We start from the raw sequence: 19112 nt of genomic DNA, 5'->3' as shown, positions 1-19112 counted from the left end.
CGTCGAGGATCTGCTGCTGGCTCTCGTAGCGGGCCTTGGACTGGATCAGCCCGAACGCGGCCTTGGGCGGCAGCGGCGTCGCCCCCGTCAGCTTGCGGTAGCCGGCGTAGATCTCGTCATAGCCGCCGGTGATCACGAAGAACGACACCCGCTCGCCGACGTTGGACTGCCACAGGGTGCGGCCGTTGACGGCCGGATAGACGTGGGTGTCGGACGGGTTGTCCCACAGGACGCCGTAGCCCTTGCTGGAAACCAGGAACGGCACGCAGACCGTCTCGCCGTGCGGGGCGTCGTAGAAGTGCTTGCAGTCGATGGCCCGGCCCCGCAGGTCCAGGATCCCCTCCTGGTTCTGGCCCAGGCCGTAGAAGTGCTCGTCGGCGCTGGTCGAGAAGCTGGCCCCGGCCTGGTAGGTCCGCTCGCCGTTGACCACGTGCGGCGACATCTCCCAGCCGGTCATGGCCACCAGCTCCGAGCCATCGGCCTTGCGCACCTTGACCGACACCGGCGGCAGGGACGGGGCGAAATAGCGCTCCATCTGCGAGGGCGCGCCCGGCCAGGGCTGGGCCGCCACCTCCAGCGACAGGGTCCCGGACGTGAAGACGTCGGCCCCGCCCTTCTGGTCGTGGCGCCAGCCCTTGGCGTCGCTGTCGGCCACGAAGCCGTAGCCCGGCGCCGAAGCCGCCAGGTCCTTGTCCTGGCTGATCGTCACCCGCACGATGTTGGGCGCGTAGGTCTCCACCGAAACGTACGAGCCGTTGCGGTCCATCACCGCCAACGGCGCGGCCACGGCCGCCCCGGCCGCCACGCTCAGCGCCAGGCCCGACACCAGCCCAGCCGACCAGCGTCCCGCGACCTTGTTCAGCCGATCCATCGCTTGCTCCCAAATGTTACCGCTATCTATTGGGCGGCATGGCTAGAGACGCGGGCGGGCAGCGTCAACCGGATTGATCCTATCAATGGGCCTCGATCACGCCGGATCGCCTTGCCGGCCAGCGAGAGCGCCAGGCCGACCAGGCGGACGAAGAACACGATCCTGGCCAAGCCGCCGGCCACGTCGATGACGAAGCCCAGCATCCCGAACGCGATCACCAGGACCAGTAGGATCCGGCCAGCTTGGGCATCGGCGAATAACGTCCCTCTCGCGATAGAGGTCGCCGCGCCGGGCGTCTTGGGCGGCCAAGGCCGGGCCGTCGATGACGCGGCGGAGACGGCCGCCCAAAGAAAACGGCCCCGGAGGTTTCCCTCCGGGGCCGTCAACTTGCGCGTCAGAGAACTGACGCCGGCAGGTCCCCCATGCCCCATCCCTTTTTGGAAGGCTTGGGCATGGGGACGTGAATTACTTCACGGTGACCTTGGCGCCGGCTTCGGTCAGCTTCTTGGCGACTTCTTCGGCGACTTGCTTCGAAACGTTTTCGACGACGTTCTGCGGAGCGCCTTCGACCAGGTCCTTGGCTTCCTTCAGGCCCAGGTCCGGACGAACGCCGCGGACTTCCTTGATCACGTTGATCTTCTTGTCGCCGCCGTCGGTCAGGACGACGGTGAATTCGGTTTGCTCTTCGGCGGCTTCGGCCGGAGCAGCGGCGGCGCCGCCGACAGCGGCGACGGCGACCGGCGCGGCGGCCGAGACGCCCCACTTTTCTTCGAGCAGCTTGGAGAGCTCAGCGGCTTCCAGGACCGACAGGGTGGACAGTTCTTCAACCAGCTTTTCGAGCTTGGACATGTGTAAGTTCCTTAGAGGATGAGGGATTTATGCGGAGATGACCGTTACGCGGCGTCTTTGGTCGCATAGGCGTTGAAGACGCGAGCCAGTTGGCCAGCCGGGGCCTGCAGGACGCCGGCGACCTTGGTCGCGGGAGCCTGGATGAGGCCGATGAGCTTGCCACGGATCTGGTCGAGCGACGGCAGCGTGGCGAGCGCCCGCACCGCAGCTTCGTCCAGAACGTTCGTCTGGCCCAGAATGCCGCCGACCAGCTTCAGCTTGTCGTTTTCCTTGGCGTACTGGGTGACGATCTTGGCGGCCGAGACAGGATCCTTGCCATAGGCGATGGCGACCGGGCCGGTGAACAGGGCGTCGCCCTTTTCGCCGATCGAGCCGTTCAGCGCCTTCTGGACCAGGGTGTTCTTCACCACCTGGAACGTGCCCTCTTCCTTGCGGAGGCGGGCGCGCAGTTCAGTCATTTCCGCAACGGTCATGCCCGAATAGTGGGTCACGACGACAGCGCCGGCGTCGGCGAAGACGCTTTTCAGCGACTCGATCGACTCCTGCTTTTGAGCGCGGTCCATTGCGGTCTCCTACTCAATTACAGCGGCCGGACCATTCCGGCAGCCAAATGCGCGTCCCACGCGGGATCGCTCCCGCACGCGAGTTGCATCAGCCTGTTCCAAGGAAAGTCAGCCGCGCGTCCCATCCCCGAAAGGCGGTGTTGCGTGGTCTTGTCCATCCCTGTCTCCCGACGGCGAGGAAGGGCTCTTCCTCGATTATGGCGCTGGTGACCCCACGCCCCGCAGTTCTCAAACAGGATCGCCGCCGGGCGAGCCCAGCGGAGAAGGGGCGGCGTATAGACGGTTTGGGGAAGGATTTCAACACCCGCCGCCGTCCTTCTCCCCTTGCGGGAGGGAAATCCTGGCGCGGCCTCGGATTTCCTGGATACAGAAGGGACCACCAAAGGGGACCCCACGATGAAGCGCATGTTCGCGGCCGCGCTCACGGCCTTGATGCTCGGCGGTCTCGCCGCCCCCCTCCAGGCCGAGCCGCGCTTCGCGCCGATCCCCAAGGCGGTGATCGCCGACCCCGCCCGTGATCCGGCCCATCCGGCCGACATGGCCGCCTTCACCGTCCCGACCGGCGGCGTGCGGGTCAATGCGCTGATGTACCTGGCCTCGGGCGACCAGCCGCATCCGACGATGCTGATGCTGCACGGCTTCCCGGGCAACGAGACCAACATCGACCTGATGCAGGCCGTGCGCCGGGCCGGCTGGAACGTGATGCGGATCAACTATCGCGGCTCGTGGGGCAGTCCGGGCCGGTTCTCGTTCGCCAACGCCCGCGCCGACGGCGAGGCGGCCGTGGCCTTCCTCAACGATCCGGCCAATGTCGCCAAGTACCACATCGACACCCGCAGGATCGTCGTGGCCGGCCACAGCATGGGCGGTTTCATGGCCGCCGACGCCTCGGCCGCCGATCCCCGCGTGGCCGGGACGGTGCTGATCGACGCCTGGGACATCGGCAAGGAGAAGGCCGGGATCACCAGTCCGGCCGCCCGCAAGGCCGCGATCGAGGGCATGACCCCCGACACCGTTCCCCTGGCCGGGACCAGCGCCACGCTGCTGGTCCAGGAGATCGAGACCAACGCCGCCAAGCTGAACCTCGAAGCCCTCAGCGCCCGGATCGCCAACCGGCCGGTGCTGATGATCGGCGCCGACCACGCGCTGGGCCCGACCACGCGCAAGCTGGCCGCCGCCGCCCGCCAAGCCCAGGCGCTGAACCCCGCCAAGGGGTCGCTGACCGAAACCCACATGGACACCGACCACAGCTTCTCGGACAGCCGCATCGCGCTGGAAGCCGAGGTGCTGCGCTGGCTGGGCCAGTTCGATCCCGCCTCGGCCCAGGTCGGCACGCCGCAGGTCCCGCTGAAGACCGCCTATGACGAGGCCAACCCGTTCGCCAGGATCCTGCGCGGCGAGCTCGCCGCGCCCAAGGTCTACGAGGACGACCAGGTGCTGGCCTTCATGGACTACGCCCCGGCCGAGCCGGGCCACGTGCTGGTGATCTCCAAGACCTCCAAGGCCCGAAACCTGCTGGAGATCTCGCCCCGGGACCTGTCGCGGCTGATGGCCGTGGCCGCCCGGGTCGGCCAGGCCCAGGTCGACGGCCTGGGCGTCGAGGGCTTCACGATCGTCCAGAACAACGGCGTCGGCCAGAGCGTGCCGCACCTGCACATCCACGTCATTCCGCGGGTGGCCGGCAAGCCGCTGATGTTCGTCGAGAACGCCAAGGGCGACCCGAAGGCGATCGAGGCGACGGCGGCCAAGATCAGGGGGGCGATGAAGGCCCAATAATGATCCGCTCATCCCGGCGAACGCCGGGATGAGCGGATCAGGAAAGCTTGGCGGTCACCGCCCGCGCCGCCGCCACGCCCGTCGCGAAACAGGCCTGCAGCAGGTAGCCGCCGGTCGGGGCTTCCCAGTCCAGCATCTCGCCGGCCACGAACACGCCGGGCGCGGCCTTCAGCTCCAGGCCGTCCAGCGCCGCGAACGACAGCCCGCCGGCGCAGGAGATCGCCCGCTCCAGGCCCTGGACGCCGGTCAGCGCGATCGGCGCGGCCTTGATCGCCGCCGCCAGGGCGTCGGGCGCCACCGGCAGGGCCACGCCATGCGCCTCGCGCAGCAGGCCGATCTCGACCGGCGACAGGTGGGCGGCCTTGCGCAGCCAGCTCGACAGCGACTGGCCGCCGCGCGGCCTGGCCAGGCGGGCCGTCAGCTGGGCCAGGGAGACGTCGGGCCGCAGGTCGATCTCCAGCGTCGCCGAACCGCGCGCCTCGACCGCGTCGCGCAGGGCCGCCGACAGGGCGTAGACCGCTCCGCCTTCCAGGCCGTAACCCGCCGCCAGGGCGTCGCCGCGCGAGACCCGGCCCTCGAAGCCCAGGGCCACGTTCTTCAGCGGCGAACCGGCGAAACGCTCGCGGAACACCTGTGTCCAGGCCACGGTGAACCCGACATTGGCCGGCCGGAACGGCGCCGTGGCCGCGCCCCGCGCCGCCAGCAGCGGGGCCCAGGCGCCGTCCGAGCCGAGCCTGGCCCAGTTGGCCCCGCCCAGGGCCAGGATCGTGGCGCGCGGCCGCACGGCGCGCGGCCCGTCCGGCGTCGCGAAGGCCAGGTCGCCGGCCGCGTTCCAGCCGGTCCAGGACGTACGGAGGTTCAGCGCCACGCCCCGTCCCTCCAGCCGCGCGATCCAGGCCCGCAGCAGGGGCGAGGCCTTCAGCGCCTTGGGGAACACCCGGCCGCTGGAGCCGACGAAGGTCGCCTGCCCCAGCCCTTCGGCCCAGGCGACGAGGTCGGCCGGCGTGAAGGCTTCCAGCATCGGCCGCAAGGTCGGCGCGGCCTCGCCATAGCGGCCGACGAAGGCCTCGAAGTCTTCGGAATGGGTCAGGTTCAACCCGCCGCGCCCGGCCATCAGGAACTTACGTCCCAGGGTCGGCATGCGCTCGAACACCGCCGTCGACAGCCCGGCGCCGCTCAGCGTCTCGGCCGCCATCAGCCCGGCCGGCCCGCCGCCGATGATGGCGACGTCTGGAGTCTGGAGTTCGGTCACGCCGGCTCGATGTCGGTCAGGGCGAAGTCGTCGCCCTTGTAGAGCAGCGGCACGCCATGGGTCTTCGCGCAGGCATAGGCGAAGCAGTCGCCCATGTTGAGTTTGGCGGGATGACGGCCCTTGCCGAAACGAGCATGAGCCCCGATCGCGGCCGTTTGCTCAAGTTCACCGATCGGGACGGTGCGGGCGGTGGCGAGCCGTTGAAGCATCGTGACCTCGTCGGTCGCGTCTTGCAAATCCATGACGGCTTCCCGCGCGACAGCGCGGATGGTTTCCCAAGTGGCCATCGCCGATGTCAGGACGATTTCGGCTTCCGTCAACTTGAGGCGCAAGGCTTCGGCCTCAGGTTCGCTCAATAGAATGGCCGTCCAGGCCGAAGCATCGACAAACATCAATCGCCGCTGAGTTCGTCGAAGAAAGCCTTGTCGGCCTTCAGACCGGTTCGAGGCAAGGCGGCGATCCTGTCGCTTATCGCCCGCATCTTCGCCAATTTCTCGGCTTTTGCTTTTTCGCGCGTAGCCAGCGCCTCGGCCGCCGCTAGCTTCACCGCCTCCGTGATGCCGACATGGGCCTTCTCCGCCAGCTCTCTCACCAGCGCGTCGGTCTCGGGATCGCGAATATGAAAAGCCATGAAGCGTCTCCGTCTAGCCGAAACATAACATCGGCTAGACGCACCAACAACTCGGACGAGCCCAAACGCAAAGCGGGCGCTGGATCGCTCCAGCGCCCGCTCGCTTGGCTCAGGTGTCGAAGGCTCAGGCGCTGATCGACGCGACGTCGACCTTGAAGCCCGGGCCCATCGTCGAGGACAGGCCGATGCGCTTGACATAGACGCCCTTGGCGCCGGTCGGCTTGGCGCGGTTCAGCGCTTCGACCAGGGCCTTGACGTTGACCAGCAGGGCTTCGTCCGAGAACGAGACCTTGCCGATGCCGGCGTGGACGATGCCCGCCTTCTCGACGCGGAACTCGACGGCGCCGCCCTTGGCGTCCTTCACGGCCTGGCCGACGTTCGGGGTCACGGTGCCGACCTTCGGGTTCGGCATCAGGCCGCGCGGGCCCAGCACCTTACCGAGGCGACCGACCAGGGCCATCATGTCCGGGGTCGCGATGACGCGATCGAAGTCCATGAAGCCGCCGGCGATCTTTTCGTACAGATCTTCGGCGCCGACGTGCTCGGCGCCCGCCGCGGTGGCTTCGGCCGCCTTGGCGTCCTTGGCGAAGACGGCGACGCGGACGTCGCGGCCGGTGCCCGACGGCAGGTTCACGACGCCGCGGACCTGCTGGTCGGCGTGACGCGGGTCGACGCCGAGGTTGACCGAGATCTCGACGGATTCGTCGAACTTGGCCTTGGCGTTGGCCTTGACCAGGGCGATGGCGGCGGCGACGGCGTGGGTGGCGTCACGATCGCCGGTCCAGGCCTGGATGCGCTTGGGTTGCTTGGCCATGGTCTTAGGCCTCCACGATCTTCAGGCCCATGGCCTTGGCGGAGCCTTCGATGATCTTGGCCGCGGCCTCGAGATCGTTGGCGTTCAGGTCCTTCATCTTCTTTTCGGCGATCTCGCGCAGCTGGGTGCGGGTGACCTGGCCGACGGTCTCGCGACCGGTCAGCTTGGCGCCGGACTTCAGGCCGGTGATCTGCTTCAGATAGTGCGTCGCCGGGGGCGTCTTGGTGACGAAGGTGAACGACTTGTCCTGATAGACCGTGATGACGGTCGGCAGGGGAGTGCCCTTTTCGACGTTCTCGGTGCGCGCGTTGAACTCCTTGCAGAAGCCCATGATGTTGACGCCGCGCTGACCCAGAGCCGGGCCGATGGGCGGTGAAGGCGTGGCGGAGCCGGCCTTCACCTGGAGCTTGATATAGCCCAGGATCTTCTTAGCCATTGTATCCTCTCATGAAAGCCGAACGGGCGGCCTTCGCTGGTTGGCCGTGGTGCGGGCTTGGCGTCCCTCCCACGGATTTGATCCCGCCGCGAACGACGAGCACGCCCCGGGACGGGGTCCTGGGGCGAAGGCGCGGCATGTAGCAGGCGGGGGCATGGGAGTCCAGCGGCGCGGGCGCCCGTTCTCTCCAGAACAAGCCAATAGCATAGGACCAAAAATGACTGTCATCCCGGACGAGCGCGCAGCGCGAAGATCCGGGACCGACGCCCGAACGCATGCGCTTCCGGCGGTCCCGGATCTGCGCCCGGCTCCGCGGGGCTTGTCCGGGATGACAGCTCTTTTCTCAGCCAATCGATATGCGACCGCCCCCTCCCCCGAAAAAGAGAGGGCGTCGCGAGCCGAAACCTAGAACGTCTCGCCGACCATCCGCTCGCTCAGCGCCCACAACGCCTGGGCGCGGGCCGAGTCGAGGGCGTAGGAGCGCACGCCGGCGCGGATCTGCGACGCGTCCTCGACCAGCTCGGCCACGTGGCAGTCTTCGCAATAGCACCCGGCGACCTCTTCGACCGGCGCCACGACCCCGGCCCAGACGCTGGTGGCCGCGCCCTGCGGAATGGTCTTCCACTCGATGGGCGGAGCCCCCTCGGCCTCGGCCTGGGCGTTCAGGTCGTCGATCCATTTCTGGATGAAGGCCGGATCCAGGTGCCGGGCCAGCTCGGTCTGGATGCCGCCCGGATGGACCGCCGTCGCCCGCACGCCGCGGTCCTTGTGGCGGGCGTCGAACTCGACGGCGAACAGGATGTTGGCGGTCTTGGAGCGGCCATAGGCCTCGAACGGCACGTATTCGGTGGTCTCGAAGTTCGGATCCTCGAGGTTCACGTCCGAGAAGCGGTGGCCCGACGAGGCCAGCGACACGACGCGCGACCCCGCCTTCAGCAGGCCGGCGATGCGGTTAATCAACAGGAAGTGACCCAGATGGTTGGTGCCGAACTGGGTCTCGAACCCGTCGGCGGTCTTGCCGAACGGCGGGGCCATCACCCCGGCGTTGGCGATGACCAGGTCGAACGGCCGGCCGTCGGCGACCAGGGCGTCGGCGCAGGCCCGCACGCTGGAAAGATCCGCCAGGTCCAGCGCCACCAGCTCCAGCGAACCGCCGGCGGCGGCCGCCGCTTCCCGCACGACGCCGGTCGCGCCCTGCGCCTTGGCCAGATCCCGCGCGGCCCCGACCACCTGGGCGCCGCGGGCCGCCAGGGCGCGGGCGGTCTCGACGCCGAGCCCCGCCGAGACCCCGGTGACCAGCACGCGCTTGCCGGAAAGATCGACGCCGGCCAGGACCTCGTCGGTGGTGGATTTGGCTCCGAATTGTCCGCTCATGACCTTGGTTTCCTTGCAAGTCTGTTGTCGAAACCCGTCCGCGATATTAAATGGAGGACGGCTCCGGATACATATTCGGAGGCACACTCCGCTTTTCAAGGGCACGATGTCGAAAGAGTTGGAAATCCGGTCGCGCAAGCCCCGCGCCGACAGCCTGCGCAACCGCGACCTGCTGCTGGCGGCGGCCAAGGCGGCGTTCACCGAAGTAGGCGCAGAGGCCCCGCTGGAGGATGTCGCCCGACGGGCGGGCGTCGGCATCGGCACGCTCTATCGCCACTTTCCCGCCCGCGACGCCCTGGTCGCGGCGGTCTATGCGCGCGAGGTCGAGCAGCTGACCGCCTCGGCCGAGGCCCTGCTCGCGCAGCGCCCGGCGGGCGAGGCCCTGGCGGCCTGGCTGGACCAGCTGATCGACTATCTGGCCACCAAGCGGGTCGTGGCCCCGGCCCTGCGCGCCGATCCCGGCGAGGGCGAGCGGCTCTACGCCAGCTCGGGCGCCAGCATCTCCGCCGCCCTGCGCCGCCTGACCGAGGCGGCCAGCGCCGCCGGCGACATCCGCCCCGACATCGGCTTCGACGACGTCGTGCGGATGATGACCGGCGTCGCCCAGGGCTACGAACAGCCCGGCTGGGAGCCCAGCGCCCGGCGGCTGCTGGACGTGATGATGACGGGGCTGCGGGCGAAACATCCCACCGCGTGAGCGTCCGTAAGGCCGCTACATCGCCAACATCCAGACGGCCATGGCGATCATCATCAGGTTCTCGGTCAGCGACACGAAGCCCAGCGGCACGTTGCTGTCGCCGCCGACGCAGGCGCATTTCAGCGCGCGCTTGTCGAGATAGACGGCCTTGAACACCGACGCCGCCCCGACGCTCCCGATGAACAGGGCGACCGGGGCCGACAGCCAGGTCAGGGCCCCGGCGATCATCAGCACCCCCGCCCCGACCTCGGCGAACGGATAGATCCAGCCGTAGGGCGGCCAACGCCGGGCCAGCAGGTCGTAGCCCAGGAACATGGTGGCGAAGCCGTCGACGTCGCGCAGCTTCAACAGGCCCAGCACGCACATCGAAAAGGCGATGAACCACTGCAGCGCGTGCGGGGTCAGGGCCTGGCCGCTCGTGGCGTAGCTGGCGGCCAGGGCCATCAGGGCGGCGACGGCGAACACCGCCAGGACCGGCGTGTAGGTCAGAGCCTTGGGGTCGCGCACCTTCAGGCCGAAGTGGCGGCGAAGGTCGTCGTAGCCGCCGATCCGCCGGCCGTCGATGAAGGCCTGGGGCGTGGTCGCCACCCCGTGGGCGGCCTTGAAGACGTCGATCTCCTCCCGTGTCGTCAGCAGATGGTCCTCGACCGCATAGCCCCGACGGCGCAGCAGGTCCCTGGCGCGCAGGCCCCAGGGGCAAAGGTGCTGGTCGGTGGCCATCCGGTGGAGGACGGCGGTCCGGGGCGGCGTCGAGGCGGTCATGGCGGGGGTCTCCGGCTTGTCCGAGAACGGGACCCCGTCCATATGGGTTCCGTACCATGGTACGGAGTCAAGGGACGGATGCGACGATGAAGACGACGACGATCGCGGGCCTGGCCCGGGCGGGCGGCGTGGGCGTGGAGACCGTGCGCTACTACCAGCGGCGCGGCCTGCTGGAGCAGCCGCCCCGGCCCGACGGCGGCGGCTCGGCCGGCGGGGTGCGGCGCTACGGCGAGACGGACGCCCGCCGCCTGCGCTTCATCCGCGCGGCCCAGGCGGCCGGCTTCACCCTGGAGCAGGTCGCCGAGCTGCTGGCCCTGGACGCCGGCGACGACCACGCCCGGGCGCGCGGCCTGGCGCTGGAGCGCGTCGCCGCCCTGGACGCCAGGATCGCCGAGCTGCGGACGGCCCGCAACGCCCTCCAGCGCCTGGCCCACGCCTGCGGCGAGACCACGTCCGGCCCCTGCCCGATCCTGTCGGCGTTCGAGGGGGCGTGAGGCGGGACGCCTATGGGGCAGACAGCAAAAACCCCGCGCCGTTTCCGGCGCGGGGTTTTCGAAGCTTCGACTGAGAGAGCCGCCCTTAGGCGATCTTCTCGACCTGGCTGTATTCCAGTTCCACCGGGGTGGCGCGGCCGAAGATCGAGACGGTGACGCGCAGGCGGGCCCGCTCCTCGTCGACCTGCTCGACCGAGCCGTTGAAGCTGGCGAACGGGCCGTCGGTGACGCGGACGTTCTCGCCGACCTCGAACAGCACCACGGTCTTGGGGCGCTCGACGCCCTCCTCGATCGTGCCGATGATGCGCTGGACTTCCTTTTCGGAGACCGGCTGCGGCTTGGACGCGCTGCCCAGGAAGCCCGTGACCTTCGGGGTGTTCTTGATCAGGTGATAGGCTTCGTCCGAGAGGTTCATCTTCACCAGCACGTAGCCGGGGAAGAACTTGCGCTCGGCGTTGACCTTGCGGCCGCGACGGATCTCGACGACGTCCTCGGTCGGAACCAGGATTTCGGAGAAGCTGTCTTCCAGGCCGTGGCTCTTGGCCTGTTCGCGGATGCTCTCGGCCACCTTCTTCTCGAAGTTCGAGTAGGCGTGGACGATGTACCACTTGTGGTTCGGGTTGGACGCGGTGTCGGTGCTCATGATGTTTCTTATCCCGCGGCGGCGAACTTGAGGATCAAGTGCGAACCCAAGCCCAGGATCCAGTCGGCGAAGGTGAAGAACAGCGAGGCCAGCACCACCATGATGAAGACCATCACCGAGGTGATCCAGGTCTCCTTGCGGGTGGTCCAGGTGATCTTGCGGGCTTCGGCGCGGACTTCCTGCGCGAAGCGGACCGGGTTGATCGGCTTCTTCGGCGCGGCCGGAGCCTTGGCGGCGGCGCCTCCTTTAGCGACCGGCGCCGCCTGGGCGGAAGGCGCCAGCGCCGCGGCCGTCTTCGCGGCGCGGTTCTTGATCGCAGACGGGCTAGAACCCGGTTTCCTGGCCATGACTTAAGAGGCTCGCGACTTTCGATAGGTCAGCCCGAAAGCCGGGTGACCGATGACATATAGTGGCAGGAGTGGAGGGACTCGAACCCACGACCCTCGGTTTTGGAGACCGATGCTCTACCAGCTGAGCTACACTCCTGCGGAACCGCGATCCCCTTAGCGGAGATTCCGGCTTTCCGGCAATGAACATCGCGCCGGTAGGCTCTTTGAAGCCCGCCGGCGCGTTGGTCTCATCGCCAGAGCCGCGTCGTTTAGCAGGGTCGTTCGAGCCCGGCAAGCGGCCGGAGCACGATCCGCGCATTCCGCCGCTCGCGCGCTCGGAAGGATCAGCCGCCGACGCAGCGCGTTAGGTCTCCGCACCCGCCGAAGCCGGGAGGAAACACCCATGCCCACATCCGCCAGTCACGCCCCCGGCCGACCGTCCAACCGCGAGGTGGAGAACGAGAACCAGCGTCCCGCTCAGGGCGGGAACCAAGGCGACGGCAAGGCTCCGCGTCCCGCGACGGAGCCTCGCGGCGCGGAGGACAGTTCGGATTCGCCGAAGACCCGGACGGATCCGGGCTCCGGCGAAGCCTGAGCCTCAGCCGATCAGCCGGCCTTTTCCGCTTCCGGCGTGGGCGCCGGGGTAAGGGCGGCGCATTGGATGTTGAGGTACGACCACTTCACGTCCTTCAGCTTGCGGCCGCATTCGGTGTTCTCGCCCAGGTCACGCCCGGTGAGGGAGATCGCCACGCCCTTGGTGGGATCCGGCGCCGGACTGGCGCCCGAGACGTCGTAGTAGCCGCCGCCGGGGCCGCGAACCACCAGGCAGGACGTCGATTCCACCGGCCGCACGCAGCCGGAGGCGGTGACCGCCTTGCCTTGGAGAGAGACTTGTTGAGGTTGCTGACCGGTGTTGCCGGTTTCCTGCCCGCAGGCAGCTACGCTTAACGCTAACAGACTGGCCGCCGCGGCGGCCTTTACGAACCTTACCCGCATACGTTCCTCCGTATCATTGGCCTCCGCGCCGTCTTCGGGCTTTGGAAGCGGAGGAAGAGTGCGCCCCGTTTGGGGAGGCGGCAATCACAATTTTGACACGGTTCAAAAAACAGGCGCCCGCCATTTTGACGCTTTTGGGGAAGATTTTCTCAAAGCCCTTTCAGACCACCAAAGTTGACATCCGGCCGGCTCTGCTCACATGAGACGCAGTCGCTTCTGGGCCGTGGCGACGCCATCTCAGAATTCCGCGGTCCGCCGCGCGTCCAGGACTTGAAACGCACATTATGACGGCCATCGAAACCACCGCCCCCGCGCCCCCGAAGGAAGCCGCCTGGCACACCGAGACCGTGCTGTGGGTCAAGCACTGGACGGACCGCCTGTTCAGCTTCGCCATCACCCGCCCGGCCAGCTTCCGCTTCCGCTCGGGCGAGTTCGTGATGATCGGCCTGCCGCCCCGCGAGGAGCTGGGCGAGAAGAAGCCGATCCTGCGCGCCTATTCGATCGGCTCGCCGCACTTCGCCGAGGAGCTGGAGTTCTTCTCGATCAAGGTGCCCGACGGCCCGCTGACCTCGCGCCTGCAGCAGATCAAGGCAGGCGACCAGGTGCTGCTGGGCAAGAAGCCGACCGGCACCCTGGTGCTGGACGCCGTCCGCCCCGGCAAGCGCCTGTTCCTGTTCGGCACCGGCACGGGCCTGGCGCCCTGGCTGTCGGTGGCCCGCGACCCCGACGCCTACAGCCGCTTCGAGCAGGTGATCGTCGCCCACGGCGTGCGCGAGGTGCAGGAACTGGCCTATCGCGACCTGTTCACCGCCGAAATCCACGACGACCCCTTGGTCGGCGACGAGGCCAGGGCCCAGCTCGTCTACTATCCCACCGTCACCCGCGAGCCGTTCGAGCGCCAGGGCCGGTTCACCGACCTGATCGAGAGCGGCAAGCTGTTCGCCGACCTCGGCCTGGAGCAGGTGAGGTTCGATCCCGAGCACGACCGCGCCATGCTCTGCGGCTCGATGGCGATGATCAAGGACACCGCCGCCCTGCTGGAGGCCCACGGCCTGACGGAAGGCTCCAACGCCGAGCCGGGCGACTTCGTGATCGAGCGGGCGTTCGTGGGGTAAGGGCCAACGCCCTCGCCTTACTCGTTGTCATCCCGGACAAGCGCGCGGCGCGTAGACCCGGGATGACAGCCAACGTGTTGTCAGCTCAAGTCAGGGGCGCGATGCACTAGGGCTCAGGATTGAGGGAGTGCGGGCGTGGGCGACGAGCTTCGACTGAAGAACCTGACCGTCGACGAGGCGCGCGGCCGGATGCTGGCCGGGGCCGCGCGGCTGGGGGTCGAGGAGGTCGTCCTGGCCAAGGCCCTGGGCCGGGTGCTGGCCGCCCCGCTCTTTGCCGACCGCGACCAGCCGCCGTTCGACGCCTCGGCCATGGACGGCTGGGCGATCCGCCGCGCCGACCTCGCCGCCGGCGCGCGCTTCCGGATCGCCGGCGAGAGCGCCGCGGGCCGGGCCCACCCCCGCCCCGTCGAAGCCGGCCAGGCGGTGCGAATCTTCACCGGCGCGCCCGTGCCGCCGGGCGCCGACCTGGTGGTGATCCAGGAGAACGCCGCGCGCGACGGCGAGACGGTGGCCTTCACGATCGACCGCGACCCGCCGCCCGGCAACATCCGGCCGGCCGGCGGCGACTTCCGGTCCGGCGACCTCCTGCTGGCCGAGGGCGCGCGCCTGGACGCCTGGCGGCTGGCCCTGGCGGCCGCGGCGGGCTGGCCCAGCCTGCACGTCGCGGTACGGCCGCGCGTCGCCATCCTGGCCACCGGCGACGAACTGGTCCCGCCCGGCTACATGCCCGCCCCCGACCAGATCTTCGAGTCCGGCTCCTTCGCCCTGGCCGCCCTGGTCGAGGCCTGGGGCGGCCAGGCGACGCGGCTGAAAGCCCAGGCCGACGACCTGGACGCCATCGCCCGCGTCGTCGCCGAGGCTCAATTCGACCTGCTGGTCACGGTCGGCGGGGCCTCGGTCGGCGACCACGACCTGGTCAAGCCGGCCCTGGCCGCCCTGGGCCTGGCCCTGCGCGTCCAGACGGTCGCCGTGCGTCCCGGCAAGCCGACCTGGTTCGGGACCCTGGAGGCCGATGGCGCGGGAGGCCGCCGCGTGCTGGGCCTGCCCGGCAACCCGGCCTCGGCCCTGGTCTGCGCCGAGCTGTTCCTGCGGCCGCTGCTGGCCGCCCTGACCGGCGCCGACCCGGCTCTGGCGATCAGCGCCGGCGTCCTGGCCGCCCCCCTGCCGGCCAACGGTCCCCGCGAGCACTGGATGCGGGCCGCGCGGACCATCGACGTCGACGGCCGGGTGCGAGTCGCCCCCTTCCCCGACCAGGACTCCTCGCTGATCGGCGTGTTCTCCCGCGCCGACTGCCTGGTCCTGCGGCCGGCCGGCGCGCCGGCGGCGGACGTGGGGGACGTGGTTCAGTTGCTGCCTCTGGCGCGGGGCTGATCGCCTCCGGTGGCGACGACGCACGCGGAGCGTGCTAAGTCCCCGGGCGAAGCGGTTCGCGGCGGCCGCGGCGGGAGTTTGCGTTCATGGGTCGTCTGGGCAAGATCGCGGCGCACATGGTGCTGGCCTTCGCGGCCATGCTGCTGGCCCAGGCGCTGGCCGCCGGAACCTTGCCCGACGCGTCCGCCCTGGCCCTGGCCGCCCTGTTCGCGGGCGCGGCCCTGGCGGTCGAGATCCTGTTCCGGGTCGAGCGCTCGCCCTGGCGGTTCTTCGCGGCCAGCGACGGCCTGCGCCTGGCGCGCTCGGCCCTGCTGTCGGTCCTGACCTTCGCCCTGGTCGCCCGCCTGGCCGACGTGCGCCAGCCGGGCGGCCTGCGCACCCTGGCCGTCGCCTTCCTGCTGCAGACCGCCCTGCTGGCCGGACTGCGGATCGTGCGCCGCGCCGTGCACGAGAAGGCGCTGGTCGACGCCCTGACCCGCCTGCGCCCCGCCCCCGCCTCGCCCGCCTTGCCGCGCCTGCTGATCGTCGGCCCGGCCAACGAGGCCGAGGCCTTCCTGCGCGCCCCCGCCGCCCTGGGCGAGCGCTACGCCCCGGTCGGCGTCCTGACCCCGCAGGCGCGTGAGACCGGCGACGAACTGGGCGGGGTCTGCATCCTGGGCGCCATCGACGATTTCGACGCGGTCATGGCCCAGCTGCGCGACGGCGGCCTGCAGCCGTCGGCCCTGCTGTTCCTGACCGACGGCCCGCTCAGCGCCTTCGGGGCCGAGCGCCTGGGCCGGCTGAAGACCGAGGGCGTGCGCCTGCTGCGTCGCCAGGGCCTGGTCGACGTGGCCGGCGGCTCGGCCCTGCGCGAGATCAGCCTGGAGGAGCTGCTGAGCCGCGCGCCGGTGCGGCTGGATCCCGAACCGGTCCGCGCCCTGGTGGCCGGCAAGCGGGTGCTGGTCACCGGGGCCGGCGGCAGCATCGGCTCGGAGCTGGCCCGCCAGATCGCCGCCAGCGGCCCCGCCCAACTAGTCCTGCTGGACGCCGCCGAGGCCAACCTGTTCCACATCGACCGCGAGCTGGGCGAGGCCTGGCCCCAGCTGCCGCGCCGCGACGTGTTGTGCGACGTGCGCGACGCCGCCCGCCTGGAGCTGGTGTTCGCCGCCGAGAAGCCCGAGCTGGTCTTCCACGCCGCCGCCCTCAAGCACGTGACCCTGGTCGAGAACCACCCCTGCGAGGGCGTGCGCACCAATGTGCTGGGCAGCCGCAACGTCGCCGCCGCCGCCAGGGCCTGCGGCGCGGCCCACCTGGCGCTGATCTCCACCGACAAGGCCGTGGCCCCGGCCAGCGTGATGGGCGCGACCAAGCGCGTGGCCGAGGCCGTGGTCCGCCAGTTCGCGGGCGGGGACAAGACCCGGGTCAGCGTCGTGCGGTTCGGCAACGTGCTGGGCTCGGCCGGGTCGGTGGTGCCGATCTTCCAGCATCAGATCGCCCGCGGCGGGCCGGTCACCCTGACCGACGCCGAGGTCGAGCGCTACTTCATGACCATCCCCGAGGCCGTGCAGCTGGTGCTGCGGGCCGTGGCCCTGTCGGCCGGCGACGTGGAGCCCCCGACCGGCGTGCTGACGCTCGAGATGGGCGAACCGGTCAAGATCATCGACCTGGCCCGGCGGATGATCGAGCTGCAGGGCCTGATCCCCGAGCGCGACATCGCCATCAGGATCACCGGCCTGCGCCCCGGCGAAAAGCTGACCGAGGCCCTGGTCGACGTCAACGAGATCGCCCGGCCCAAGGCGCAGGGGGTCACCGAGGCCGCGCCCGTCACGCCCCTGCCGCCGATCCCGGCCGAGGCCCTGGCCGCCCTGGAGGCCGCCGCCCTGGCCGGCGACGAGTTCGCCGTCCGCGCCCAGCTGTTCGCCCTGGTCGAGACGTTGCGGACCGTGTCGCCCGCTCCCGCGGCTACAGGGAAGACGGCGTCCGCTCCGGCGCCCGCCGGCAAGACCCGGGACAAGGTCGTCGCGGCCCGGACGCAGGCCTGACCGAAACCCGTCTTCGTCATCGCCTATAGGGCGAGCGGGGAAGCCAGAATCAGCCTCCCATGCTGTGTGTCGCCGCGCTCGCCTTGGCGGGCCGTCTCATCCTTGGGACAACGGTAGGGGTTGGTGGGAACCTGGATGTTCGAACAGACGGTGGACGTCACCCGCCTGGACGGGTTCGTTCGGTATACGCGCGGGATCATCCGCGCCCGCCTGGTCCTGGTCGCCCTGTTCGCGGGCCTGCTGGCGGTCTATGCGCCGATGCGCATGACCCAGTTCGGCCTGGTCGAGCTGAGCATCTACGCCGCCCTGTTCCTGGCCACCGAGGCGGCCCTGCGCCATCCCGATCCGATCGGGGCCTTCCGGCGGCTGCGCTGGCAATCGATCGGCCTGGTCTTCCTGCTGTCGGCCAACGCCTGCGCCCTGGCCGTGAAGATCCGGCTGACCGGCCAGCCGATCATGCGGGTGGAGGCGGCCCTGCTGGCCATCTGCGTGCTGCTGTTCGCCGCCCTGCGCGTGCACACCAGCAAGCTCAGCTACGTCACCGCCGTCGCCCCACCGGTGGCGACCTTGCTGTGGATCGGGTTCGACCGCCGCATGTCGCTGGCCTCCAACCACTACGGCGCCACCGTGCTGCTGTTCGTCGTCGCCGTGCTGACCGCCACCTGGCGCCAGCAGGCCACCGACCGGGCCCTGGCCCAGACGCTGCGCGACCTGGCCCGCAAGAACGCCGACCTGATCGAGGCGGTCGCCGAGGCCAAGGCCGCCAGCCGCGCCAAGTCCGACCTGCTGGCCGTGGCCAGCCACGAGATCCGCACGCCGCTGAACGCCGTGCTCGGCTTCGCCCACGCCCTGCGCCGCGACACCTTCCTGACCCCGATCCAGGCCGATCTGGCCCAGGGCGTGATCGAGGGCGGCGCCCAGCTGACCCGCCTGCTCGACACCGTGCTGGACCTGACCAAGGTCCAGGCCGGCCAGGCGACCCTGACCCTGGCGGCGGTCGACCTGCGCCGCCTGATCCGCACGGTGGTGCGGGTGTGGAGCGCCCACGCCCAGGCTGTCGGCGTGCTGCTGAGCTTTGACGACGCCGATCCCGGCCTGGCCTACGAGGTGCTGGCCGACGAGGCCAAGCTGGAGCAGACCCTGGTCAACCTGGTCTCCAACGGGCTGAAGGCCTCACCGTCGGGCGGGACGGTGACGGTGCGGCTGGCCGGCATGATCAAGGACCGGATGCAGACCACCCTGGTCGAGGTGCGCGACACCGGCGCGCCCGTGCCGCTGGAGGACCGCCCGCGGATGTTCGTCGCCTTCGACCAGACCGAGCGCGGCCGAAGCCTGGGCGGCAGCGGGCTGGGCCTGTCGATCTGCGCCGCCAACCTGGCCCTGATGGGCGGCGAGATCGGCGTGGAGAACTTTCCCGAAGGCGACGCCCAGCCCGGCAAGCCCTCCCGTCGCGGCGCGGTCTTCTGGTTCGCCTTCGAGGCGCCGGTTCTCCAGGCCCCGGCCGCGGGAGCCGCGGCGGAACCCGCCGTGGCCAGACCGATCCGGGTGCTGGCGGCCGAGGACAACCCCGCCAACCGTCGGGTGCTGGCCGCCCTGCTGTCCGCCTCGCCGGTCGAGCTGGTGTTCGCCGAGAACGGCGCCCGGGCGCTGGACGCCTGGCGGGCCGAGGCCTTCGACCTGGTGCTGATGGACGTCAACATGCCGGTGATGGACGGGGTGGCGGCCGTGGCGCGGATCCGCCAGCTGGAAGCCTCGGCCGCTCCGCCCCGACCCCGCACGCCGATCTGGATGCTGACCGCCAACGTCTTCGACGACGACGTCGCCCGCTACCGGGCCGACGGGGCCGACGGCGTGCTGCGCAAGCCGATCGACACCCCGGCCCTGTTCGCCCTGCTGGCGCAGGTGGCGGAGGGGAAGGTTGGGGTGGATCCCGTCATGAGCCCGGCCCTTTAGATCCGCTCGTCCCGGCGACGGCGGAACCTGGATCCTAGGGGCCGTACACAATTGAGCTGTGGAATATCCGCAGGATATCAGAAGCCTAAGATCAGTTGTCATCCCGGAAGCTTCGCAGAGGCCGTCCAGGATCCAGGGGCCGGCGCATTGCGGTGGCCCTGGATC

The 19112-nt window shown here is 69.9% G+C and carries 20 protein-coding genes, 1 tRNA gene and 1 pseudogene; 7 read left to right on the top strand and 15 right to left on the bottom strand.

The features are described 5' to 3' along the window. From BM066_RS22680 to rplJ, 4 genes and pseudogenes are all read right to left on the bottom strand, one after another. A pseudogene (locus BM066_RS22680) lies at window positions 1-871 on the bottom strand (alpha-glucosidase); the annotation flags it as partial. A gap of 26 nt (window positions 872-897) precedes the next feature. Further along, window positions 898-1089: a hypothetical protein gene (locus BM066_RS26155; protein ID WP_143093786.1), complete on the bottom strand. Its 192-nt coding sequence runs from the start codon at window positions 1087-1089 to the stop codon at window positions 898-900. 247 nt (window positions 1090-1336) lie between these two features. After that, a complete protein-coding gene (rplL, locus tag BM066_RS22670) occupies window positions 1337-1720 on the bottom strand; it encodes a 50S ribosomal protein L7/L12 (protein WP_019848608.1) in 384 nt (127 codons plus the stop codon). A gap of 44 nt (window positions 1721-1764) precedes the next feature. Beyond that, complete coding sequence (gene rplJ, locus BM066_RS22665; protein ID WP_089930453.1) at window positions 1765-2283, bottom strand: 50S ribosomal protein L10; 519 nt, start codon at window positions 2281-2283, stop codon at window positions 1765-1767. A 396-nt stretch (window positions 2284-2679) separates the two neighbouring features. Between rplJ and BM066_RS22660 the strand changes: the two genes are divergently transcribed. Beyond that, the gene (locus BM066_RS22660) at window positions 2680-4059 is read left to right on the top strand and encodes an alpha/beta fold hydrolase (RefSeq protein ID WP_089930450.1); all 1380 of its coding nucleotides are present in this window, start codon (window positions 2680-2682) and stop codon (window positions 4057-4059) included. 37 nt (window positions 4060-4096) lie between these two features. On the opposite strand, the gene BM066_RS22655 is transcribed toward BM066_RS22660, so the two are convergent. The 6 genes from BM066_RS22655 to BM066_RS22630 all read right to left on the bottom strand — a co-directional run bounded on the left by BM066_RS22655 (window position 4097) and on the right by BM066_RS22630 (window position 8566). Beyond that, window positions 4097-5311: a BaiN/RdsA family NAD(P)/FAD-dependent oxidoreductase gene (locus tag BM066_RS22655; RefSeq protein WP_089930447.1), complete on the bottom strand. Its 1215-nt coding sequence runs from the start codon at window positions 5309-5311 to the stop codon at window positions 4097-4099. Further along, window positions 5308-5703, bottom strand: a complete 396-nt coding sequence (locus tag BM066_RS22650) for a type II toxin-antitoxin system VapC family toxin (protein WP_089930444.1) — start codon at window positions 5701-5703, stop codon at window positions 5308-5310. Before BM066_RS22650 ends, BM066_RS22655 begins: the two co-directional genes overlap by 4 nt. After that, the gene (locus BM066_RS22645; protein ID WP_089930441.1) at window positions 5703-5942 is read right to left on the bottom strand and encodes a type II toxin-antitoxin system VapB family antitoxin; all 240 of its coding nucleotides are present in this window, start codon (window positions 5940-5942) and stop codon (window positions 5703-5705) included. The genes BM066_RS22650 and BM066_RS22645 overlap by 1 nt, the downstream gene beginning before the upstream one ends. Before the next feature lie 124 nt (window positions 5943-6066). Then, entirely contained in the window at window positions 6067-6756 is a 690-nt protein-coding gene (gene rplA, locus BM066_RS22640; RefSeq protein ID WP_089930438.1) for a 50S ribosomal protein L1, read from the bottom strand. Between the two features lie 4 nt (window positions 6757-6760). After that, a complete protein-coding gene (gene rplK / locus BM066_RS22635; protein ID WP_019848602.1) occupies window positions 6761-7192 on the bottom strand; it encodes a 50S ribosomal protein L11 in 432 nt (143 codons plus the stop codon). A gap of 405 nt (window positions 7193-7597) precedes the next feature. Next, entirely contained in the window at window positions 7598-8566 is a 969-nt protein-coding gene (locus BM066_RS22630) for an SDR family NAD(P)-dependent oxidoreductase (protein WP_089930435.1), read from the bottom strand. A gap of 106 nt (window positions 8567-8672) precedes the next feature. On the opposite strand from BM066_RS22630, the gene BM066_RS22625 reads away from it, so the two are divergent. Beyond that, on the top strand, window positions 8673-9263 hold the full coding sequence (locus BM066_RS22625; RefSeq protein ID WP_089930432.1) for a TetR/AcrR family transcriptional regulator: 591 nt from the start codon (window positions 8673-8675) through the stop codon (window positions 9261-9263). A gap of 15 nt (window positions 9264-9278) precedes the next feature. Here BM066_RS22625 and BM066_RS26150 read toward each other — a convergent pair whose 3' ends face one another. Then, window positions 9279-10025, bottom strand: coding sequence for a MauE/DoxX family redox-associated membrane protein (locus BM066_RS26150; RefSeq protein WP_143093788.1), 747 nt, complete (start codon window positions 10023-10025; stop codon window positions 9279-9281). 86 nt (window positions 10026-10111) lie between these two features. Between BM066_RS26150 and BM066_RS22615 the strand changes: the two genes are divergently transcribed. Further along, a complete protein-coding gene (locus tag BM066_RS22615; RefSeq protein WP_089930429.1) occupies window positions 10112-10519 on the top strand; it encodes a MerR family transcriptional regulator in 408 nt (135 codons plus the stop codon). Between the two features lie 85 nt (window positions 10520-10604). Here the strand turns inward: BM066_RS22615 and nusG are convergent, their stop codons facing one another. The 4 genes from nusG to BM066_RS27160 form a co-directional block, all read right to left on the bottom strand. After that, window positions 10605-11162 (bottom strand): transcription termination/antitermination protein NusG, encoded by a 558-nt coding sequence (gene nusG, locus BM066_RS22610; RefSeq protein WP_028038086.1) that lies wholly within the window; start codon window positions 11160-11162, stop codon window positions 10605-10607. An 8-nt stretch (window positions 11163-11170) separates the two neighbouring features. Then, the gene (secE, locus tag BM066_RS22605; protein ID WP_089930426.1) at window positions 11171-11509 is read right to left on the bottom strand and encodes a preprotein translocase subunit SecE; all 339 of its coding nucleotides are present in this window, start codon (window positions 11507-11509) and stop codon (window positions 11171-11173) included. Window positions 11510-11572: 63 nt separating this feature from the next. Then, window positions 11573-11648 (bottom strand) — tRNA-Trp (locus BM066_RS22600). Between the two features lie 449 nt (window positions 11649-12097). Then, a complete protein-coding gene (locus tag BM066_RS27160) occupies window positions 12098-12334 on the bottom strand; it encodes a hypothetical protein (RefSeq protein WP_255367693.1) in 237 nt (78 codons plus the stop codon). A 437-nt stretch (window positions 12335-12771) separates the two neighbouring features. Here BM066_RS27160 and BM066_RS22585 point away from each other — a divergent pair, with 437 nt between their 5' ends. The 4 genes from BM066_RS22585 to BM066_RS22570 all read left to right on the top strand — a co-directional run bounded on the left by BM066_RS22585 (window position 12772) and on the right by BM066_RS22570 (window position 18947). Beyond that, complete coding sequence (locus BM066_RS22585; protein WP_177218526.1) at window positions 12772-13602, top strand: ferredoxin--NADP reductase; 831 nt, start codon at window positions 12772-12774, stop codon at window positions 13600-13602. Window positions 13603-13737: 135 nt separating this feature from the next. Beyond that, on the top strand, window positions 13738-14973 hold the full coding sequence (glp, locus tag BM066_RS22580; protein ID WP_255367692.1) for a molybdopterin molybdotransferase MoeA: 1236 nt from the start codon (window positions 13738-13740) through the stop codon (window positions 14971-14973). 86 nt (window positions 14974-15059) lie between these two features. Then, window positions 15060-16994 carry a polysaccharide biosynthesis protein gene (locus tag BM066_RS22575; RefSeq protein ID WP_255367691.1) on the top strand — a complete coding sequence of 645 codons (1935 nt, stop codon included), beginning with the start codon at window positions 15060-15062 and terminating at the stop codon, window positions 16992-16994. A 135-nt stretch (window positions 16995-17129) separates the two neighbouring features. Continuing rightward, window positions 17130-18947 carry a response regulator gene (locus BM066_RS22570; protein ID WP_089930417.1) on the top strand — a complete coding sequence of 606 codons (1818 nt, stop codon included), beginning with the start codon at window positions 17130-17132 and terminating at the stop codon, window positions 18945-18947. Window positions 18948-19112 lie beyond the last annotated feature (165 nt).

Source organism: Caulobacter sp. UNC279MFTsu5.1 (genome assembly GCF_900114015.1).
Taxonomy (GTDB): domain Bacteria; phylum Pseudomonadota; class Alphaproteobacteria; order Caulobacterales; family Caulobacteraceae; genus Caulobacter.
Note: the sequence above shows the minus strand (reverse complement) of the source record. Positions and strands in the feature narration are given on the sequence as shown.